Consider the following 19547-nt stretch of genomic DNA (forward strand, 5'->3'; position numbering starts at 1 on the left):
AAGGCCGTAGGCTGGGGCGCACCATGACTGCGCATTTCGCTGCCGATGCCCGCACCCCCGTCGAACTGCTGCACGCGTATCTGCGAGGCGGCACGTCCACGGTCGATCCCGCGGCCCCGCTGGTCACCTTCTACGACGACGCCACCGGCGAACGGGTGGAGCTGTCCGCCCGGACCTTCGACAACTGGGTCGCCAAGACGGCCAACCTCCTCCAGGACGAGTTGAACGCCGGCCCGGGCGACCGGGCCGTGCTGCTGCTCCCCGCCCACTGGCAGAGCGCCGTCTGGCTGCTGGCCTGCTGGTCGGTCGGGGTGACGGCGGTGCCCGGCGGCGACCCGGCCGACGCCGACCTGGTGGTCAGCGGTCCGGACGGACTGGCGGCCGCCCAGGCCTGCGAGGGCGAGCGGGTGGCCCTTGCCCTGCGCCCGCTCGGCGGACGCTTCCCGCAGCGCCCCGACGGCTTCCTCGACTACGCCGCCGAGGTGCCCGGCCAGGGCGACCGCTTCGCGCCGTACTCGCCCGTCGCCCCGGACGGCCACGCGCTGGAGACCGCCGTGGACGGGCTGCCGCTGAAGCTGACCGGCGAGCAGACCGTCGCGCTGGCCCGGGAGGGGGCCGCCCGGCTCGGGCTCAAGCCCGGCGACCGGGTGCTGTCCACCCTCTCGTTCGACGACTGGACCGGCCTGGAGGCCGGCCTGCTGGCGCCGCTGGCGGCCGGCGCCTCGGTGGTGCTGTGCCGCAACTCGCAGGGTCTCGACCCCGAGCAGTGGGAGAAGCGGACCGAATCCGAACGGGTGACACTGCGCCTCGGGTAACCCCCGGGTCGGGCCGGGCGGGTAGGGATCCCTGCCATGGCCGAGGACGACACCGCGCACCCCCCGACCGACCCGCCCCCGACGGATGCGCACCCCTCCGAACCCGAACACCCGCGTCGGCGCCGGCGGTGGCTGATGATCACCGCCGGCGTCGTCGCGTTCCTGCTGGTCGCCACCGGGGCACTGCTCTGGATCGCCTACCGCACGCTGGACGGCAACATCCGCACCGACTCGGCCACCGACCGGCTGCTCGCCCAGCTGGAGGCCGAGCGGCCGAGCCGGACCGCCGGGGCCAAGGGCTCCGAGAACATCCTGCTGATCGGCAGCGACGACCGCTCCGGCACCAACTCCTCGTACGGCGGCGAGCCGGGCACCCAGCGCTCGGACACCACGATCCTGCTGCACCTGGCCGCCGACCGGAAGCACGCGACGGCGGTCTCCATCCCGCGCGACGTCATGGTCACCGTCCCCGCCTGCGAGAAGCCGGACGGCACCCGCAGCAAGGCCGGGCTGATGCAGTTCAACTGGGCGTTCGAGATGGGCGGCGCGGCCTGCTCGATCCGCGCCGTCGAGCAGCTCAGCGGCATCCGGATCGACCACTACGTGATCCTCGACTTCAACGGCTTCAAGACGATGGTGAACGCGATCGGCGGGGTCGAGGTGTGCGTCCCGCAGGCGATCCACGACAAGGACGCCAGACTCGACCTGCCCGCCGGGCGGCAGACCCTGCACGGCGAGCAGGCGCTCGGCTACGTCCGGGCCCGGGAGAGCCTGGGCGACGGCAGCGACACCCAGCGCATGGGCCGTCAACAGCAGTTCCTGGCCGCGCTGATCCGCAAGGTGCAGTCGCAGGGCGTACTGCTGAACCCGGCGCGGCTGTGGCCGGTGCTGGACGCGGCCACCTCCTCGGTCAAGGCGGACGGCGGGCTGTCCTCGCTCGGGGCGCTGTACGACCTCACCCAGGACCTGCGGGACATCCCCTCGGCGGACGTGGTGCTCCTGACCGCGCCGCGCCGCCCGTACCGGTACGACTCGGACCGGGACGAGTTCGTGCAGCCGCAGACCACCCAGTTGTTCACCGCGCTGCGGGACGACCGGGCGGTCGCCGTCCGGCCGCCCGGTTCGGTGCCGTCGCCGGGCGCCGTCGCCGGGGCGGGCTTCGGGGCGGGCTTCGAGGCTGGGGCGGCTGTCGGTGTCGGGGCGGGTGCGAGCCCGAGCCCGAGTCCGGTGGCGGCGGGCCCGAGCCCGAGCCCGAGCCCGAGTGCGGCGGCGGGCGCGGGCGCGGGGTCGGACAGGGCAGCCGGGGCCGCGGGGGCGTCGGCGAAGGCGTCACCTTCGGCGGACGCCTCGCCCACCTTCGAGGGACGCACCGCCGACGTGGACGCCTGCGCGCAGCACTGATCGCGGCTGCGCCGCAGGTCGGCGCGGGTTTTCCGGAAATCCCGCACACTCAGGGGACTTTACCGGGCCATTACCTGAACATGGCGCAGATCACACCGGAAGGATTCCGCCGTTCGGCTCGTCTAGTGTGTCCGGATCGGCCCGCCGAACGGGCGAGCCTGAGCCGTGACCGGTCGGAGGTAGGGAACCCCCGTGCAGCAGGACAAACCGGAGGTCGATCCCGCCGACCAGTGGACGCGCGACCCGGAAACCGGCCAGTACCGCCTCGACCCGGCCGCCGGAATCCCCGGGCAACGCCGCCGGACGGCCGAACGGACAGCCGCCGAGGAGATGCCGGCCACCGGGTCCGGGACCGCCGGCACCCCCGGGCCGGGCCGCCGCGACTCCCGGCGCCGGGCGGCCGCCGCCGCCAAGCGGACCCGGCGCCGCCGGGCGCTCAAGTGGACCGCCGGGGCCGGCGCCCTGGTGATGGTCGCGGGCTGCGGCGGGGCGTACTACCTGTACCAGCACTTCAACAGCAACCTGACCTCCGTCAAGGTCCAGCTGGGCAACGAGGAGGAGCGGCCCAAGGCCGCCGGGGACGCGCTCAACATCCTGGTGCTGGGCACCGACAGCCGGCAGGGCCTCGGCCGCGAGTACGGCGACGAGGGCAGCGCCGGGCACGCCGACACCACGCTGCTGTTCCACATCTCCAAGGACCGCTCCAACGCGACCGCGATCAGCATCCCGCGCGACCTGATGGTGCCGATCCCGGAGTGCCAGAGCGGCGACGGCAAGAAGATCCCCGGCTCCGCGCGGGACATGTTCAACAACAGCCTCGGCCAGGAGGGGCGCGACCCGGGCTGCACCTGGAAGACCGTCGAGAAGATGACCGGGATCCGGGTCGACCACTTCGTGCAGGTCAACTTCGAGGCGGTGAAGACGCTGTCCAGCGCCGTCGGCGGGGTCGAGGTCTGCGCGGCCAAGGACATCAACGACACCGACTCGCACCTGAAGATGAGCAAGGGCCGGCACGTGGTCCAGGGCGACGAGGCGCTGGCCTTCGTCCGCACCCGGCACGCCGTCGGCTTCGGCGGCGACCTCACCCGCATCCCGCTCCAGCAGCAGTTCATCAGCTCGATGATCCGCAAGATCAAGAGCGACGACACCCTGACCAGCCCGGGCAAGCTCTACAAGCTCGCCGACGCCGCCACCAAGGCGCTCACCGTGGACTCCGGGATCGGCAGCGTCGACAAGCTCAAGGACCTCGCGCTGGACCTCAGCAAGGTCGACACCAAGAACATCACCTTCGCCACCGTGCCGGTCCTGGACGACCCCAAGGACAAGGACCGGCTGGTGCTCAAGCAGCCGGACGCCGGGCAACTGTTCTCGATGGTCGCGGGCGACCGCTCGCTGACCGAGACCGCCTCCCCCGCCGACGCCGCCACGGCCGCGCCGGAGACCGCACCGGCGGCCCCGACCACCGCCGCCCCGACGGTGGACCCCAAGGACGTCCGGGTGACGGTGCGCAACGGCAGCGGGACGCGCGGGCAGTCGGGGCCCACCGTGGACAAGCTCCGCACCAAGGGCTTCGCCAAGGCCGCGACCGCCTCCGACGCCCCCGTCACCGCGACCACCACGGTGTCCTTCCCGACCGGACAGGACGCCGCGGCCGCCTCCCTGGCCGCCGCGCTCGGCCTGCCGGGCGACGCCGTCCGGCCGGACCCGAAGGCGGATCCGAAGGGCCCGCTGGTGCTGGTGCTGGGCAAGGACGTCCTCGCGGCTCCGGCGGCGGCCCCGACCGAGGCGCCGAAGGACCTCCAGCGGGTGCAGGCGGACGACACCGACGCGTGCGCCAAGTAGCCAGGCCCTACTCCGGCGCGAGGGTTCCGTCCGTCTCCCGGTAGTGCTCGCCGGTGCGGGGGCAGCGCCAGCGGCCGTCGCCGACGGACTCCAGCGGCTCGCCGGCGCGGCCGACCCAGCCGATCCGGCGGGCCGGGACACCGGCGGCCAGGGCGAAGTCCGGGACGTCCCGGTGAACCACCGCGCCGGCCGCGACCAGCGCCCAGCGGCCGACCGTCACCCCGGCGACCAGGACCGCCCGGCCGCCGATCGAGCATCCATGACGGAGCGTCACTCCTTCGGCGTGCCAGTCCTGTTGACGCTTGGACCGACCGTCCGGGGTCACCGCGCGGGGGTGGCGGTCATTGGTGAGGACGGCCGCGGGGCCGATGAACACCCCGTCCTCGACCAGTGCGGGCTCGTACACCAGCGCGTGGTTCTGCAGTTTGACCCGGTCCCCGATCCGGACGCCCGGGCCGACGTAGGCGCCGCGGCCGATCACGCACTCGGCGCCGATCACCGCCTCCTCGCGGACCTGGGCGAGGTGCCAGACCGTCGTCCCCGCGCCGATGGCGGCCCGTTCGTCGACGTCCGCGCTCGGTTCGATCCGGGCCGCGCCGGGCCCGCTCTCAACTGTCGCCATGCGCACCGACGATAGCGGTGCGGGCTCGACTCCCAGGATTCGTCCGACCCTTCGCGCGCCCGGCGGAAAGTGTCGGACGAACCTGTCGAGTCGGCGTCAACTCGCCCGGGAGAGGACGTCCTTGGCGGCCGGGCCGACACTGCTTATCACCCGGCGGGCCAGTGAGCGGGGCGAGGTGAGGAAGCCGAAGCCCCAGCTGAGGTGCATGGTGGCGAGCGCCACCGGCAGCATCGCCCTGGCCTTGAAGGACAGGCCGCGGCCGCCGACCAGCCCGCCGCCGAGGATGCCCAGCAGGTACGCGCCGGGCACCGCGAAGAGGGCCGGGTGGACGGCGACGCCCAGCACCAGCCCGAGGGTGACGGCCAGCAGGGCGGTCGGCGGGGCCAGGTAGCGGAGGTTGACCGAGCCGCGGTGGTAGCGGGTGACCACCCGGCGCCAACGGCCGTAGTCCTTGTACTGCTTGGCCAGCGCCTTCACCGACGGCCGGGGCCGGTAGGTCACCTTGAGCTGCGGGGTGAACCAGACCAGCCCGCCGTCCTGGCGGATCCGGTAGTTGAGCTCCCAGTCCTGGGCGCGGATGAACTCCTCGTTGTAGCCGCCGAGCTTCTCCAGCACCTCGCGCCGGAACACCCCGAGGTAGACGGTGTCCGCCGGGCCGGCCAGGCCGCCGGTGTGGAAGGCGGCGTTGCCGACACCGATCTTGGAGGTCATCGCGGCGGCGACCGCGTTCTCCCACTCGGTCTCGCCCTCGGCGTGCATGATGCCGCCGACGTTGGCGGCGTCCATCTCGTCGAGCAGCCGGACCGCGGTGGTGATGTAGCCGGGGGTGAGCAGGCCGTGGCCGTCCACGCGTACCACTATCGGATGGCGCGAGCCCCGGATCGCGGCGTTCAGCCCCGCGGGGGTGCGGCCGGTGGGATTCGGCACGGTCCGTACCCGCGGGTCCTCCGCCACCAGTTCGGCCGCGATCTCCGCGGTCCGGTCGGTGGACGGACCGAGGGCGATCACCACCTCCATCGGCCCGGGGTACTCCTGGTCCAGGATGCGCCGGACCGCCGTCCGCAGGTGTCGTTCCTCGTTGAGCACCGGCATGATCACGGAGACAGCCGGCAGCTCCTCAGCAGCCTTGGTGTTCATCGGGGCCAACCGTACCGGTGCGGACGCGTCTCCGTCTTGTCCCGGTCCGGGCCGCTGCACGCAGCCCGCGGCGCCCGGTTGGGCTCCTTGATCACGACCACCGTACTCCGCTCCCCGTACGGGCCCGCAGCCGGGTCGGAACGGGCGGTTTCCGGAGGAGGGGGCGGAGCCCGGGAGGGCGCCCCCGGCGGGGTTCGGCGGCGGCCGCGCGGGTTCGGTGCAGGTTCGGCGCAGGTTCAGAGCAGGTGGTGAACGATGGTGAAGAGCGCGTAGCCGACCAGCGACAACCGGTTCAGCAGGTGCTGCGGACCGCCCAGCCGGTCCGGCAGCGACCGGTGCGGGCGCAGGTCCGGCCGGTGGGCGGCGGTCGCGACGGCGCGGGCCAGCTCCACCGGGTCGTAGCGGTCCCCGAAGTGTCCGGCCAGCCAGGCGGCCGGGCGGCTGCCGACGGTGACCTCCTCGCCCGAGCGCAGCTGGACGGTGAGCAGGTTGCGGTGGACGGCGGCCGCGTTGATCTCGTGCCACCGGAAGGTCCGGGTGCGCAGCGCGGTGGCCATCCGCAGGCCGTCCCGGTCGGCGACCATCTGCCAGGAGAGGGTGCGGCCGCAGGCGAGGATCGCCACCGTGCCGGTCACGAGCGGGTGGACCAGCCCGCCCCACCAGCCGCTCCGGTCGAGCAGCACGACGAGGCCCGCGAGCAGCAGGGCGGGCACCGGACCGGCCGCCGCCCGTAGCGGCAGCGGCATCTCCCAGCGCCGGGCGGCCACCGGTTCGGCGTCCGGACCGGCCGCGGGGGCGGCGGCCACCGTCTCGGCGGTCAGGGCGGCGACGGACAGCTCCCGCTCCCGGTAGCCCTCGGTGCGCCGGCCCGGCCGCGGGGCCCGGGCGGCGGGGGCGACCACGGCCGCCACCCAGCGCGGGTCGTGGTCCAGCAGTCCGGGGCGGACCAGGAGCTGCTGCTCCGGCCCGTCGGGCCCCCGGTACAGCACGGCCGGCACGCTCCGGCCGGCGCGGGCGAGCCAGGCGGCGGCCTGCTCCGGGGTCAGCCGGTCGAGGACGTCCCCGAGCTCCTCCTCTTCCTCGTCGTAGGAGACCCCGAGATCGAGGTGGTCGGCGTCGTCGTCCTCGGTCTCCAGGTGCTCGGGCACCCAGGCCGGGCCCTCGCCGCCCGGGGCGCCGTAACGGGCCCAGCGGTAGCGGTCGCGCTCGACCAGCCGCCAGAGCGCGGGACCGTCCGGCGGGCCGTCCAGCGGCCGCACCAGCAGGTCGCCCCGGGCGTCGGCGCGGACCCGGACGGCGAGGGCGGGCGCGGAGCCCGCGAAGGAGGGCCGGGAGCGGCGGGCGTTCGCGGTGGCGGCCGAGCCGAGCAGCAGCAGGCCGGGCAGGGCGAGCAGGCCGCCGGCGGTCAGTGCGCCGGTGAGGTCGTAGTCGTCGCCGGCGGCGCGGACGGCGTCGCCGTCCACCAGCAGCGGGACGGCCTCGCCGGGCTGCGGCGACCGGACCCACCAGACGTCCAGCCGGGCGGTGCGTTCCGGGCCGCCGCCGGGCGGGTGGAAGCGGACGGTCAGGACGCCGGCCTGGTCGGTGTCGCCCGCGGTGCCGGTGACCTGGTCGGCCCGTTCGGCGCTCGCCTGCTGCCGGGCCTGCTCCCACAGCCCGTACAGCGGGAACACCAGGGCGGCGGCGAGCAGCAGGCCGCCGAGCGCGCGGCGCAGCACCGGCGGGCCGTCCGGGTGGACGGGCGAGGGCGCTCCGGCGGCGGTCCAGGGGAAGGGGACGGGCGGGGCCATCAGTTCGTCGAGCTGCTGGCGGGCGCGGCGGCGGCCGAGCTCGGCGCCGATCAGCACGGCGGAGAGCAGCAGGTGGACCAGGACGGCCGTCCAGCGGCCGAGCGGGGTGACCAGGCCGTGCGGGGCGTACCAGAGCACCGCGAGGACGGCCGGCGGGACCAGCGCCCGGCCGCGGAACCGGCCGGCCAGCAGGACCACTTCGGCGAGCACCGACCAGGCGGCCAGCGAGGAGCCCCAGGTGTCCCGGCAGACGCCCTGGACGTTGCAGTCACCGGGGGTCGGCTCCACCGCGGTGGCCAGGATGACGAAGGCGGCCGGCAGCAGCGCCAGCCAGCGGCTGTCCAGGCGCCAGGCGGTGCGGGCGGCGCGCCAGCGGGTGGCAGCGGCGGCGGTGAGGGGCGCGGCGCTGGGCAGCGGCGGGGCGTCCGGGGTATCCGGGGCGAACATCGGACGATCATCTCAGTCGGCCGGGGGCGGCCCGTGCCGCAGGGGCCGGGTGCTGCCCGCACCCGGCCCCTGCCCCCCGTTCCCCCCTCGGCGGCCCCCCAGCCGCCGGGTCCTGCGGCCCGCGCCGCCCGGTCGGTCCGTCGTCCGGCGCGACGGCCGTGGCCGGTCCGTCGCGACGGTCCCGGCCCGTCCGGCGCGATGGCCGCGCTCAGTCCGTCGCGATGGCCGCGAGGACGTTCATCCGCCCGGCCCGGAAGGCCGGGACGAGGGCGGCGACCAGCCCGATCACCACCGAGGCGACCAGCGTCACCGCGAGCGTGGTGGTCGGGACGGAGAGCGTGGCCAGACCCTGGTCGCGCAGCACCCGCTGGGCGGTGACGCCCCAGGCCAGCCCGAGCCCGGTGCCCAGGACCGCGCCGAACACCGAGATCACCACGGCCTCCAGCCGGATCATCCGGCGCAGCTGGCGGCGGGAGAGCCCGATCGCCCGCAGCAGGCCGATCTCCCTGGTCCGCTCGACCACCGACAGCGCCAGGGTGTTGACCACCCCGAGCACGGCGACCGCGATGGAGAGGCCGACCAGGCCGTAGATCAGGTAGAGCAGGGTGTCGACCTGGGACTGCACGACCTCCTTGTAGCCGGCCTGGTCCTTGATGGTCAGCTGCGGGTACTCCTTGAGCGCGCCTTCCAGGGCGGTCAGCGTCTTCGCGACATCGGCTCCGGAGGAGGCCTTGGCGAAGAACGTCCAGACCGGCGGCTGCTCGTCGGCGGGCACGACCCTGGCCATGGTGTCGAAGTCGACGAAGGAGCCGTCGCCGAACAGCGAGCCCTTCGCGAACACGGCGCCCACCGGCAGCGCCTGGGTGCGGCCCTTGCCGTAGGCGACGGTCACCTGGTCGCCGACCTTCAGGCCGTGGTCCTTCGCGAAGGCCTCGCCGATCCCCAGCTCGCCCCGCCCGATCGCGTCCACCGAACCGGCGGTGACCGGGAGGTGGAAGTCGGTGCCGAAGAAGGCGGGCGGCGCGGCGGTGAGGTTGGTCTTCACGCTCCGGCCGTCCGGCAGCTGGAGCTTGGGGCTGAAGGACTTCTGGGTGGTGACGTGGTCGATGCCCGGGGTCCGGCGGACGGCGTCCAGCATCTCGGGGGTGATCGAGGTGCGGCCGCCCTGGACGATGTAGTCCGCGCCCACCGACCGGTCGATCTGCGCGTTGGCCGAGGTGACCGTCGAGGCGCTGAACACCGAGGAGCCGATCACCAACGCCAGTCCGATCATCAGCGCGGCGGCGGTGGCCCCGGTGCGACGCGGGTTGCGCATCGCGTTGCGCTGGGCGAGCCGGCCGGACGGGCCGAACAGCGCCGGCAGCAGCGCGCCCAGCACCCGCACCACGGCGGTGGCCAGCAGCGGGCCGAGCACCACGAAGCCGACCAGGGTGAGCAGCACGCCGAGACCCAGGTACTGGCCGCCGGTGGCCGCCTTCTCCGCCTGCGCGGCCAGCACCAGCAGACCGCCGCCGCCCGCCGTCAGGACGAGGCCGACCACCGTGCGGACCAGGTTGGCGCGGCCCTCGGCCGGCGTGCCGTGGTCGCGCAGCGCGGCCATCGGCGCGATCCGGCTCGCCCGGCGGGCCGGGACCCAGGCCGCCACCAGGGTCACCACGATGCCCAGGGCGTACCCGGCGAGGAACACCGTCGGACCGATCTCCAGGTCGCCCGCGTCGAGCTTCATGCCGATCGCGTTCATCAGCTTGATCAGGCCGACCGCGAGGCCCAGACCGGCCGCGACCCCGAGGGTCGAGCCGAGCACGCCGAGGATCAGCGCCTCGACCAGGACCGAGCGGTTCACCTGCCGGCGGCTGCCGCCGATGGCGCGCAGCAGGCCGATCTCCCGGGTGCGCTGGGCGACCAGCATCGAGAAGGTGTTGATGATCAGGAAGCAGCCGACGAACGCCGAGATGAGCGAGAAGCCGAGCATCGCGTTCTTCATGAAGCCGAGGCCGCTGCCGATGCTCTTGGTGTTCTCGTCCTTCTGCTCGGCCGCGGTCTTCACCTGGTAACCGGTGCCCAGCTCGGCCAGGGCGTCGGCCTTGAGCCGGTCGTTGCCGCGGCTGCCGTCACCGAACGCCTCGACCGAGGTGTACGCCTGCTCGCCGAGCAGCACCTGCTGGGCCGTCGGGGTGTCCAGGAAGGCCAGCGCCGCACCGGGGTTGGTGGTGGTGAAGGAGGCGATGCCGGAGATCGTGAACTCGTGCCGGCCGTCGGCGTTGTCGACCCGGAGCCTGGCACCGAGGCCGAGCCCGGCCTTCTTCGCGGTGTCCGCGTCCAGCACCAACTCGCCCGCGTTCCGCGGGGCGTGGCCCTGGGTGAGGTGCACCGCGCTGTGCGGGGTCTGCGTCCAGTTGCCGACCAGCGTCGGCGCGCCGGACGTCGGGCCGACCAGCTTGTCGGTGGCCGGGTCGACCAGGGTCGCGTTCTCGACCATGACCTGACCGACCGCCGACTTCACCCCCGGCACCGCGGCGACCTGCTGCGCGACCGCCACCGGGACGGTCCGCGGCTTGTCGGAGACCTGCTGGTCGTCGTCCTCGGCCGGCTTGGGCGGCTGGACGGAGACGTCGGAGGCGGTCGCGGCGAACAGCTTGTCGAAGGTGCTGGTCGCGGTGTCGGAGAAGACCAGGGTGCCGGAGACGAACGCGACCGACAGCATCACGGCGATCAGGGAGAGCGCCATGCGGCCCTTGTGGGCGAAGAAGCTCCGCAGAGCGGTCTTGAGCAGCATCTGTCCCGTCCCGCCCGCTCAGCTGGTCCGCTTGCCGTCGAAACGGCGCATGCGTTCGAGGACGGAGTCGGCGGTGGGCGCGTGCATCTCGTCGACGATCACGCCGTCGGCGAGGAAGAGCACGCGGTCCGCGTAGCCCGCGGCGACCGGGTCGTGGGTCACCATCACGATGGTCTGACCCAGTTCGTCGACCGAGCGGCGCAGGAAGGTGAGCACCTCGGCGCCGGCCCGGGAGTCCAGGTTTCCGGTGGGCTCGTCGCCGAAGATGATCTCGGGCCGGGCGGCCAGCGCCCGGGCCACCGCGACGCGCTGCTGCTGGCCACCGGAGAGCTGCGCCGGACGGTGCTTGAGCCGGCCGGCCAGGCCGACGGTCTCCACCACCTGGTCCAGCCAGGCCTGGTCCGGCCGGCGGCCGGCGATGTCCATCGGCAGCGTGATGTTCTCCAGCGCGGACAGGGTCGGGAGCAGGTTGAACGCCTGGAAGATGAAGCCGATCTTGTCCCGGCGCAGCCTGGTCAGCTGCTTGTCCTTGAGGCCGGTGATCTCGGTGTCGCCGATCCAGATCCGCCCGCCGCTGACCGTGTCCAGGCCGGCCAGGCAGTGCATCAGGGTCGACTTCCCGGAGCCCGACGGGCCCATGATCGCGGTGAAGCGGCCCCGCTGGATGTCGACGTCCACCGCGTCGAGCGCGGTGACCCTGGTCTCGCCCGCGCCGTACGCCTTGCTGACCTGGCGGGCCGCGGCGGCGACGGCGGGCGTGCCGCCGGGAAGCTGGGGGTCGTACACGGCTGTGGCTGCCGTCGTCACTGGAGTCTCCTAAGAAGTGGGCCCGACCGTCGACCCCGGCCGGCCCTCCGTGCGCGGGCATGCCGCAGGACGCGGGCACGGCGCAGGAAGGGTCGTCGACCGGGAGTTGACCCCACCCACCGGGCCCGGCGGGCGCCGGTTCCCGGGAGAACCTCGCCCCTCGTCGGCACGAGCGGGGACGTCCACAACGTTATGAGCAACGGCGGGCGCGCTCGTCATCCGCCGGAATGAAGCCGCCGACCAAGGATCTGCGGGGCGCGGCACCCCTCCCCCTAGGGGGTGCCGCGGCCCGTCTCGGGGACGCCCCGTACGGGGCCCGGCCCCGGTTCCTCAGCCGGTCAGCACCGGTGCGGCCAGCCGCTCCAGGGCCTGCGCGAAACCCTCCACGACCGGGGCCAGCAGGGTGTCGGTCTCGCGCTCGACCAGGGTCGTCCCGTCCTCCCCGGTGGTGATGTGGCGGTCGAGCACGAACCAGCCCTGGGTGATGTGGCCGGCGCCCATCGAGCTGAGCACCGGGCGCAGCGCGTAGTCCACCGCCAGCACGTGCGCGGGCGAGCCGCCGGTGGCCAGCGGCAGGACGGCCTTGCCGGCCAGCGCGTACTGCGGGAGCACGTCCAGCAGGGCCTTCAACAGGCCCGAGTAGGCGGCCTTGTAGACGGGGGTGCCGATCACGACGCCGTCCGCCCGGGCGAACAGCTCCGTCACGGCGACGATCTCCGGGTGGTCGAAGTCGCCCGACAGCAGCGCGTGCGCGGGCAGGCTGCGCGCCTCGAACGGGACGACGTGGTGGCCGCGGGCCTCCAGCCCGGCGTCGACGTGGCGCAGCAGGCGGGTGGTGCGGGAGGTGGCGGACGGGGAGCCGGAGACGGACAGGACGGTGGCCATGGGGTTCACCTTTGGCTGGAAGCGGGGGCGGCGCCACGCGGCGCGGGAGGACCGCTGCGGGTCGGAGCCCGGGAAGGTGTTTCGACGTGCTCGACGTGCTCGACGTGCTCGACGCGTTCGAGGTGGGGTGCTCGGCGCGGGTGGGGTGACGCCGAGGTGATCCGGTGGGCGCGCTTCAGCCGCGACAGAGCGAACAGGCCACACCACGCCGCAGGTCGACGTGCCGCCGACGCGTGAGTGCCCAACGCTGATCCATACCCGAAATGCAAACACGCTGCGTTCGAGCCGGTCAAGAATCGTTTCGCCAGTTGAACGGCGGGTGACGCGACGCGTGGTGACCGGGCTCACGTCGACCCGGCGCCCGCGCCGCCCGCCCCCACCGTCGTACGGCCGCTCGGAAGTTGCGGCGGAACGATCCGACCCGTGCATCAAAACTGCTACAAGCGACCTGGTGAGTACCCCGGGGGGAGTCAGCACGGGCGGGGTCGGGCATCCTCGACGACATGAACACGTGGCAGGAGGGCCGCCCGGGAGGCGGCGGGAACCCGTACCGGGACGGGAACCCGTATGGGGGCGGCGGCAACGGCGGCGCGTACGGGCGCGGCGGGGGCGGCGGGGCGGCCGAGCCGCCGCTGCCGTCGTCGATGAACCCGCGCGGGCCGGGTGCGCCCGCGCCACGACAGCCGGAGCAGTCCCGGCTCGGCGGCGTCCCGCCGCAGGGTCCGGGCGGACAACCCGGCGGCCGCCCCGGTGGGCCCGGTGGGCCTGGGGGCCCCGGCGGTCCCGGCGGTCCCGGACGGCCGGGTGGGCCCGGGGGCCCGGGCGGCGCCCAGCCGGGCGGTATACGGACCAGGCGGTGGCCGCGGCGCCGGATCGTCAAGTGGTCGGTCTTCGGCCTCCTGATCGCCGTCATGGTCACCGCCGTCTCGACCTGGTTCTGGGCCGACTCCAAGCTCAACCACGAGAACGTGCTCGCCGACTACCCCGGCCGCCCGCCGGCCGGCAAGGGCACCAACTGGCTGATCGTCGGCTCCGACAGCCGCCAGGGCCTCACCGACTCGGAACAGGACGACCTGCACACCGGTCACGACACCGACGGCAAGCGCAGCGACTCGATGATGATCCTGCACGTCGGGGACAACGGGAACACCCTGATGAGCATCCCGCGCGACTCCTGGGTGCCGATCCCCGAGTACAAGAGCAGCAGCGGCAAGACCCTCAAGGGCACCACCTCGAAGATCAACTCGGCCTTCAGCAACGGCGGCGGCCGCCTCCTCGTCCAGACCGTCGAGCTGAACACCGGCATCCGCCTCGACCACTACGCCGAGATCGGCTTCGCCGGCTTCGTCGGCATCGTCGACTCCATCGGCGGCGTCGAGATGCACATCGACCAGGACCTCAAGGACAAGGACTCCGGCCTCGACCTCAAGGCCGGCGACCAGACCCTCAGCGGCAAGCAGGCCCTCGCCTTCGTCCGCCAGCGCCACCAGATGGCCGACCAGGACCTCGGCCGGATGCGCAACCAGCAGAAGTTCCTCGGCGCCCTCGCCCACCAGGCGGCCTCCCCCGGCACCGTGCTGAACCCGTTCACCTTCTACCCGCTGGTCGACTCCGCCCTCGGCACCCTCATCGTCGACGACGACGCCGGCCTCACCGACCTCGGCTCGCTCTTCCTCGCCATGAAGGACGTCAACGGCGGCGGCGGCAAGACCCTGACCGTCCCGATCGGCAACCCGGACTACCGGACCAAGACCGGGGAGTCGGCGGTGCTGTGGGACGCCACCAAGTCCAAGCAGGTCTTCGACGCCTTCAAGAACGACACCGCGGTACCGGACATCAAGTAACCCGCCGCGACGTGAAGCAGCCCGCCGTGACGTGAAGTAGCCGCGCGGCCGCAACGGGTGGATGCCGCCCGTCCCCGCGCTCGTCCACCGTCTCCTGGGCCACCTGGTCCAGGAGGCGGTGGCGCTCCACGGCATGGCGCCCCGGCTCCCGACCGGCCCGCGCCGCGCGCGCCTAACCCGCCTGCGGGAGCAGGCCGGTGCCGCACTCGGGGAAGCGGACCAGCCACTCCCCCTCGCCGCCGGCGGCCTCGGTGGCGCCCGCGTAGCCGTAGTGGATCAGCCGCCCCTCGCCGCCCGCCAGCCAGCGGGCGCCGGTCAGGTGCACGGTCAGGGCCGCCGGGCGGTGCGGGTCGGGCCGCTCCAGCACCAGTTCGTGCTCGGCCTCGCCCGGCCGGAAGGCCACCGCGGTCTCCGTGGTCGGCCGGCGCGGGCTGCCGCCCTCCCGGTACGTCCAGTACGCGGCCACCGTCACGGTGAGCGCGCCGTCCACGCCGCCGGCGCCCGGCCGCACGTACTCCTCGTCCGGCACCCAGCGCGAGTGGTGGCGGATCTCCTCCGGCCCCCAGCGCTCGTCCCAGCGCACCCAGTAGCCCGCCACCCGCTTGACCGTCATGACCTCGCAGGCGACCCGCACCGCGATCCGCGCCGGATTGACCGGCTCGCACGAGGCGAGCGAGACCACCGTCACCTGCTCGTACGTCACCGCGCCGTCGTCGGCGTCCTGTTCCATCGGTGAACCACCTTGCCGGAGTGTCGAGTTCGCTGCGGCTCCGACCGCGCACGGAGAGCCTAGAGCGACCGCTCCGGCGCACGCCGGGATTGCCCGGTTCCGCCCCGTCCGCCCGGTGACCCGACTATCCTGCCCCCGGACACGCCACCGCCCCGGAGTAGGAGGTCGGCTGATCCGACTTCCCCTGCCGGGGCGGTGTGCGGTACCGGTTCTCGCGAACCGGTGACTACTCGACGATGCCGGACTTGGCGATGGTGACCTTCGCCGAGGTGCGGCCGCTCTGCGAGCCGAGCTTCTCGACCGCCGTCACGACGTCCATGCCCTCGACGACCTCGCCGAAGACGACGTGCTTGCCGTCCAGCCAGTCGGTGACGATGGTGGTGATGAAGAACTGCGAGCCGTTGGTGTTGCGGCCGGCGTTGGCCATCGACAGCAGGCCCGGGCGGGTGTGCTTGATCTGGAAGTTCTCGTCGGCGAACTTCTCGCCGTAGATGCTCTTGCCGCCGGTGCCGTTGTGGTTGGTGAAGTCGCCACCCTGCAGCATGAACTGCGGGATGACGCGGTGGAAGCCGGAGCCCTCGTAGCCGAAGCCGTTCTGGCCGGTCGCGAGCTCGCGGAAGTTGCGGGCGGTCTGGGGGACGACGTCGTCGTACAGCTTGAAGACGATGCGGCCCGACGGAGCGCCGTCGATCTCGATGTCGAAGAAAACGTTGGAAGCCATGCAGGGATCATGGCACGACCCGTCGGCCGACGCGCGTCACCCCCGGCCCGGCGCCGGGTGTCGGCCCCGTGTTATCCGGTCGGTGCGAGGGCCGGGGAAACTACCATCGGCGTCTGGTTCAGGCGTTCGGTCACGACGACGGGGTGGGCGGCATGCGGATCGGTGAACTGGCCCGACGGACGGGCGTGAGCGAGCGCTCGTTGCGCTACTACGAGCAGCAGGGCCTGTTGGCCGCCCGGCGGACCGAGGGCGGGCACCGGGAGTACCCGGAGCCGGCGGTGGATCGGGTCGTGCTGATCCAGGAGTTGTTCGCGGCCGGGCTGCACAGCCGCACGATCTACAGGATCCTCCCCTGCATGCGCGACTCCGACGGCGGCCCGAACGAGATCGCCACCCCGCTGCTGGTCGAGGAGTTGGCCTCCGAACGGGACCGGATCGACCGGATGATCACCGACCTGCTCCGCTCCCGCGAGGTACTGGACGAGGTGATCGCGACCGCCTCCGGCCGACCGCGGGCCGGAGCGGCGGAGGCCGACGCGGTGTAGCCGAGACGGCGGAGGCCCGGGGTGGCGGAGGCCCGGGGTGGCGGAGGCCCTGGGTGGCGGAGGCCCTGGGTGGTGGCGGCCCGGGGCTCAGGGCTCAGGCCTTCAGCTTGCGCCAGACCGCTTCCAGGGCCGCGATGTCGCCCTCGTCGAGCCGGTCGGTGAAGACCGGCGCGAGGACGGCCCGCCGGGTGGCGTCGGCCTCGGCGAAGGCGGCGCGGCCCTGCCCGGTCAGTTCGATCCGCACCGACCGGGCGTCGGAGGCGGAGGGCGTGCGGGCGACCAGGCCGCGTGCGGCCAGGGCGTCGACCACCCGGGAGACCTGGCTGCGGCTGAGCATCGTCTTCGCGCCCAGGTCGGAGGCGGCGACCGGCTCCTGCTGCCCGTTGAGCCAGAGCATCACCTCGAACCAGGACAGCGACAGCCCGTGCACCCGGGTGAGCTCGCGGTCCACCTGGGCGGCGAGGGTGGTGCCGGCCCAGACCAGGCCGTAGAAGGCGTGGTCCCGCTCGGACAGCGGGCCCAGGGAGAGGTCGGCGCGGTTCATGACGTTCATCGTACCGAGGTGCGTGCGCGTGCACGGACTCCGCGCACGCGCACGACCAGGGCGGGCCGGGCGACGCGGCCCGCTGGGCCTAGAACGCCTGGTGGTCCGGCTCGCAGACCGTGCCGGGCGGCGGGAGCTCCCCGCTGACCAGGTACCGCTGCTCGCGGTCCCAGGCGCAGGCGCTCGGGTTGCCCAGCGCCGTGTGGCCGTAGCCGTGGACGGTCAGCAGGCGGCCGCGGGCGAGGGTGTCGGCCAGCGCGCGGGAGCCTTCGTAGGGCCAGGCCGGGTCGCCGGTGAGGGCCACGACCAGGATCGGCGCGGAGGTCGGCCGGTTCCACGGGCCGGTGTAGCGGTCCCGGGCGGCCTCGGTCGGCCAGGCCGCGCAGCGCTGGTTCTGCCAGACCAGGTACGGGCCGGTGGCGCCCGCGCGGGCCCGGGCGAGGGCGGACAGCGCCGGGTAGGTGGTGTCGGCGGCCGGGTCGGCACCGGAGACGGGCGGGTTGACGGTGTCGGCGCAGAGCGCCCCGAGGGTCTGCGCCTGCTTGGGCTGGCCACCGGTCGGCAGCGGCGCCGAGGCGTCCGGGGCGGCGGTCCACAGCTGCTGGAGCAGTCCGCCCAGCGCCGGCCAGCCGGTGCCGGGGACGTTCGGCACCGGAGCGGCGGCGTAGAGCATCGGCAGGACGGTGGAGGCGGTGGAGGCCTGGTCGAAGGTGACCGCCGCCGGCGGAGTGCCGAGCGTCACCGGCGTCCGGCCGAGCCGGTCGAGCAGTTCGGCGAACTTGGCGCGGGTGGCGTCCCGGTCCGCCGCCGCGAAGGCGCAGGCGGCGGGGCCGGCGTCGGCGCACTGGTCGAGGAAGGCGTCGAGGGTGCGGGCGCCGGCGAGGTCGCTGCCGGTGCGCAGGAACGGCGGCAGGGCGCTCTGCTGCGGCGAGCGCCCGGTGGACCAGGCGACCGGGTCGGGGGCGCTGTCCAGCACCATCGCGCGCACCCGGGTCGGGAAGAGGTTGGCGTAGGTGGCGCCCAGGTAGCTGCCGTACGAGGTGCCGAGGTAGCTCAGCCGGCGGTCACCGACGGCGGCGCGCAGCAGGTCCAGGTCACGGGCCGTGTCGGCGGTGGACAGGTGGGCGAGCAGGCCGGTCCGCTCGTTGTCGGCGCACTGGCGGCCGAAGCGCGCGTACGTCGTCGCCCAGGCCGACTCCTGGGCGGCGCCGACCGGGTAGCCGGCCGGCAGCCCGGCGAGCAGGCCCTGCTCGGCCGCCGCGTCCGGGAAGCACTGCGGCAGGGTGGAGTCACCGACGCCGCGCGGGTCGAAGCCGACCAGGTCGAAGCGCTCCCGCACCTGCGCCGGGAGCATCCCGTACACGGCGGGCAGCGCCTGGGTGCCGGGCACGCCCGGGCCGCCGGGGTTGAAGAACAGCGAGCCGATCCGGTGCGCCGGGTCGGTCGCGGGGTGCCGGATGACGGCGAGCTCGACGGTGCGCCCGGCCGGGTCGCGGTAGTCCATCGGCACCGTCGCGCGGGCGCAGTCGAAGTCCGGCACGCAGGACCGCCAGTCCAGCCGGGGCACCGGCGCCGCGGGGGCGGCCGCCGCCGAGGCGGCCGGGGCGAGACCGGCCAGCAGCAGCCCGGCGGCCGCGGCGGCACCGGTTCTGAGCGCGGAGGTGAGGCGGGGTCGGGGCATGGGCAGGGCCTCCCGTTCGGTGAACTGACGTGCGATCACCAAGGCTCGGGGCACCCGCTGTCAGGCCTCTCACACCCCACCGGCACCGCTGTCATGCTGCTGTCACCACCACCCCGGGCGGCTCAGGCGGGCTTGCGGGCGAGCAGGTAGGCCTGCGGGGTCGGCTGCACGCCCTCCTCCGGCTCGCGGAGCGTGCGGGAGATGAGCCGCAGGCCGGCCGCGCGGACCAACTCCGCGATCCGGTCGGGCTGCTGGCGGCGGAAGTCCAGCGTCACCGGGTGGCCGAAGGGCTGGTCGATCCGCAGCGGCTCGTCCCCGACCTGGAAGGCGAGCAGCAGGAGGCCGCCCGGGGCGAGCACCCGCGCGAACTCGGCGAACACCTCCGGCAGGCGCTCCGCCGGGGTGTGGATGATCGAGTACCAGGCGACCGCGCCGGCCAACTCGCCGTCGCACAGCGGGAGGTCGAACAGCGAACCCTCGGCGAAGTCCAGCCCGGGGTACGTCGCACGGGCCAGCTCGACCATCCGCGGCGACAGGTCGATGCCGCGGACGTCGAGGCCGAGGCCGTGCAGGTGGCGCGTCACCCGGCCGGGGCCGCAGCCCAGTTCGGCCACCGGGCCGTCGGCGCGCCCGGTACGGACCGACTCGGCGCGGACCAGATCGGCGAAGGCCGCGAGCATCGCCCGGGACAGCGGCTCGCCGGCCAGTTCGTCGCGGAAGCGGTCGGCGTAGTCGACGGCGATGGCGTCGTAGAACGCCCTGGTCGTGGTGAGGAAGTCCGGCTCGGTCATGGTCCGGCACCCTACTCGTCACCGCCGGGCGCGGTCGGGGCCGCGGTGCGGCCGGGACCGAGGCGCCGTCCGGCTACGGCAGGTTGCGGGCCATGACGATGCGCTGGACCTGGTTGGTCCCCTCGTAGATCTGGGTGATCTTCGCGTCCCGCATCATCCGCTCCACCGG

The 19547-nt window shown here is 74.0% G+C and carries 17 protein-coding genes; 5 read left to right on the plus strand and 12 right to left on the minus strand.

The window, feature by feature from the left end:
- Positions 1–23: 23 nt before the first annotated feature.
- The 3 genes from ABT015_RS35040 to ABT015_RS35050 all read left to right on the plus strand — a co-directional run bounded on the left by ABT015_RS35040 (position 24) and on the right by ABT015_RS35050 (position 4058).
- Entirely contained in the window at positions 24–815 is a 792-nt protein-coding gene (locus ABT015_RS35040; protein WP_350886507.1) for a TIGR03089 family protein, read from the plus strand.
- A gap of 36 nt (positions 816–851) precedes the next feature.
- Complete coding sequence (locus ABT015_RS35045) at positions 852–2216, plus strand: LCP family protein (RefSeq protein WP_350886510.1); 1365 nt, start codon at positions 852–854, stop codon at positions 2214–2216.
- 192 nt (positions 2217–2408) lie between these two features.
- A complete protein-coding gene (locus ABT015_RS35050; protein WP_350886512.1) occupies positions 2409–4058 on the plus strand; it encodes an LCP family protein in 1650 nt (549 codons plus the stop codon).
- A gap of 7 nt (positions 4059–4065) precedes the next feature.
- Here ABT015_RS35050 and ABT015_RS35055 read toward each other — a convergent pair whose 3' ends face one another.
- From ABT015_RS35055 to ssuE, 6 genes are all read right to left on the minus strand, one after another.
- Positions 4066–4680 (minus strand): acyltransferase, encoded by a 615-nt coding sequence (locus ABT015_RS35055; RefSeq protein WP_350886515.1) that lies wholly within the window; start codon positions 4678–4680, stop codon positions 4066–4068.
- Between the two features lie 96 nt (positions 4681–4776).
- Positions 4777–5817 carry a glycosyltransferase family 2 protein gene (locus tag ABT015_RS35060; RefSeq protein WP_350886518.1) on the minus strand — a complete coding sequence of 347 codons (1041 nt, stop codon included), beginning with the start codon at positions 5815–5817 and terminating at the stop codon, positions 4777–4779.
- A 236-nt stretch (positions 5818–6053) separates the two neighbouring features.
- Positions 6054–8054: a hypothetical protein gene (locus tag ABT015_RS35065; protein ID WP_350886521.1), complete on the minus strand. Its 2001-nt coding sequence runs from the start codon at positions 8052–8054 to the stop codon at positions 6054–6056.
- Between the two features lie 208 nt (positions 8055–8262).
- Positions 8263–10830, minus strand: a complete 2568-nt coding sequence (locus ABT015_RS35070) for an ABC transporter permease (protein WP_350886524.1) — start codon at positions 10828–10830, stop codon at positions 8263–8265.
- Positions 10831–10848: 18 nt separating this feature from the next.
- The gene (locus ABT015_RS35075) at positions 10849–11637 is read right to left on the minus strand and encodes an ABC transporter ATP-binding protein (RefSeq protein WP_402456351.1); all 789 of its coding nucleotides are present in this window, start codon (positions 11635–11637) and stop codon (positions 10849–10851) included.
- Positions 11638–11967: 330 nt separating this feature from the next.
- The gene (gene ssuE, locus ABT015_RS35080) at positions 11968–12522 is read right to left on the minus strand and encodes an NADPH-dependent FMN reductase (protein ID WP_350886527.1); all 555 of its coding nucleotides are present in this window, start codon (positions 12520–12522) and stop codon (positions 11968–11970) included.
- A 911-nt stretch (positions 12523–13433) separates the two neighbouring features.
- Between ssuE and ABT015_RS35085 the strand changes: the two genes are divergently transcribed.
- Positions 13434–14366 (plus strand): LCP family protein, encoded by a 933-nt coding sequence (locus tag ABT015_RS35085; RefSeq protein WP_350886530.1) that lies wholly within the window; start codon positions 13434–13436, stop codon positions 14364–14366.
- 172 nt (positions 14367–14538) lie between these two features.
- Here the strand turns inward: ABT015_RS35085 and ABT015_RS35090 are convergent, their stop codons facing one another.
- Positions 14539–15096 carry a hypothetical protein gene (locus ABT015_RS35090; protein ID WP_063349113.1) on the minus strand — a complete coding sequence of 186 codons (558 nt, stop codon included), beginning with the start codon at positions 15094–15096 and terminating at the stop codon, positions 14539–14541.
- 226 nt (positions 15097–15322) lie between these two features.
- Complete coding sequence (locus ABT015_RS35095; protein WP_350886533.1) at positions 15323–15817, minus strand: peptidylprolyl isomerase; 495 nt, start codon at positions 15815–15817, stop codon at positions 15323–15325.
- A 152-nt stretch (positions 15818–15969) separates the two neighbouring features.
- Here ABT015_RS35095 and ABT015_RS35100 point away from each other — a divergent pair, with 152 nt between their 5' ends.
- Complete coding sequence (locus ABT015_RS35100) at positions 15970–16362, plus strand: MerR family transcriptional regulator (protein ID WP_350886535.1); 393 nt, start codon at positions 15970–15972, stop codon at positions 16360–16362.
- 94 nt (positions 16363–16456) lie between these two features.
- Here the strand turns inward: ABT015_RS35100 and ABT015_RS35105 are convergent, their stop codons facing one another.
- From ABT015_RS35105 to ABT015_RS35120, 4 genes are all read right to left on the minus strand, one after another.
- Positions 16457–16906, minus strand: a complete 450-nt coding sequence (locus ABT015_RS35105; RefSeq protein ID WP_063349108.1) for a MarR family winged helix-turn-helix transcriptional regulator — start codon at positions 16904–16906, stop codon at positions 16457–16459.
- An 88-nt stretch (positions 16907–16994) separates the two neighbouring features.
- A complete protein-coding gene (locus tag ABT015_RS35110; RefSeq protein ID WP_350886539.1) occupies positions 16995–18587 on the minus strand; it encodes an alpha/beta hydrolase in 1593 nt (530 codons plus the stop codon).
- 122 nt (positions 18588–18709) lie between these two features.
- Positions 18710–19378 (minus strand): class I SAM-dependent methyltransferase, encoded by a 669-nt coding sequence (locus ABT015_RS35115; RefSeq protein WP_350886542.1) that lies wholly within the window; start codon positions 19376–19378, stop codon positions 18710–18712.
- Between the two features lie 73 nt (positions 19379–19451).
- Positions 19452–19547, minus strand: a 96-nt coding sequence (locus ABT015_RS35120) for an acyl-CoA dehydrogenase family protein (RefSeq protein ID WP_157849844.1), incomplete at its 5' end; no start/stop codon positions are given.

This window comes from Kitasatospora sp. NPDC094016 (genome assembly GCF_040304045.1).
Lineage (GTDB): Bacteria > Actinomycetota > Actinomycetes > Streptomycetales > Streptomycetaceae > Kitasatospora.

Coding starts and splice junctions, on each gene's coding strand:
- ABT015_RS35095 (WP_350886533.1), bottom strand. CDS start 15,817: ATGGCTTCCAACGTTTTCTTCGACATCGAGATCGACGGCGCTCCGTCG.
- ABT015_RS35100 (WP_350886535.1), top strand. CDS start 15,970: ATGCGGATCGGTGAACTGGCCCGACGGACGGGCGTGAGCGAGCGCTCG.
- ABT015_RS35105 (WP_063349108.1), bottom strand. CDS start 16,906: ATGAACCGCGCCGACCTCTCCCTGGGCCCGCTGTCCGAGCGGGACCAC.
- ABT015_RS35090 (WP_063349113.1), bottom strand. CDS start 15,096: ATGGAACAGGACGCCGACGACGGCGCGGTGACGTACGAGCAGGTGACG.
- ABT015_RS35110 (WP_350886539.1), bottom strand. CDS start 18,587: ATGCCCCGACCCCGCCTCACCTCCGCGCTCAGAACCGGTGCCGCCGCG.
- ABT015_RS35115 (WP_350886542.1), bottom strand. CDS start 19,378: ATGACCGAGCCGGACTTCCTCACCACGACCAGGGCGTTCTACGACGCC.
- ABT015_RS35070 (WP_350886524.1), bottom strand. CDS start 10,830: ATGCTGCTCAAGACCGCTCTGCGGAGCTTCTTCGCCCACAAGGGCCGC.
- ssuE (WP_350886527.1), bottom strand. CDS start 12,522: ATGGCCACCGTCCTGTCCGTCTCCGGCTCCCCGTCCGCCACCTCCCGC.
- ABT015_RS35060 (WP_350886518.1), bottom strand. CDS start 5,817: ATGAACACCAAGGCTGCTGAGGAGCTGCCGGCTGTCTCCGTGATCATG.
- ABT015_RS35085 (WP_350886530.1), top strand. CDS start 13,434: ATGGTCACCGCCGTCTCGACCTGGTTCTGGGCCGACTCCAAGCTCAAC.
- ABT015_RS35065 (WP_350886521.1), bottom strand. CDS start 8,054: ATGTTCGCCCCGGATACCCCGGACGCCCCGCCGCTGCCCAGCGCCGCG.
- ABT015_RS35045 (WP_350886510.1), top strand. CDS start 852: ATGGCCGAGGACGACACCGCGCACCCCCCGACCGACCCGCCCCCGACG.
- ABT015_RS35040 (WP_350886507.1), top strand. CDS start 24: ATGACTGCGCATTTCGCTGCCGATGCCCGCACCCCCGTCGAACTGCTG.
- ABT015_RS35055 (WP_350886515.1), bottom strand. CDS start 4,680: ATGGCGACAGTTGAGAGCGGGCCCGGCGCGGCCCGGATCGAACCGAGC.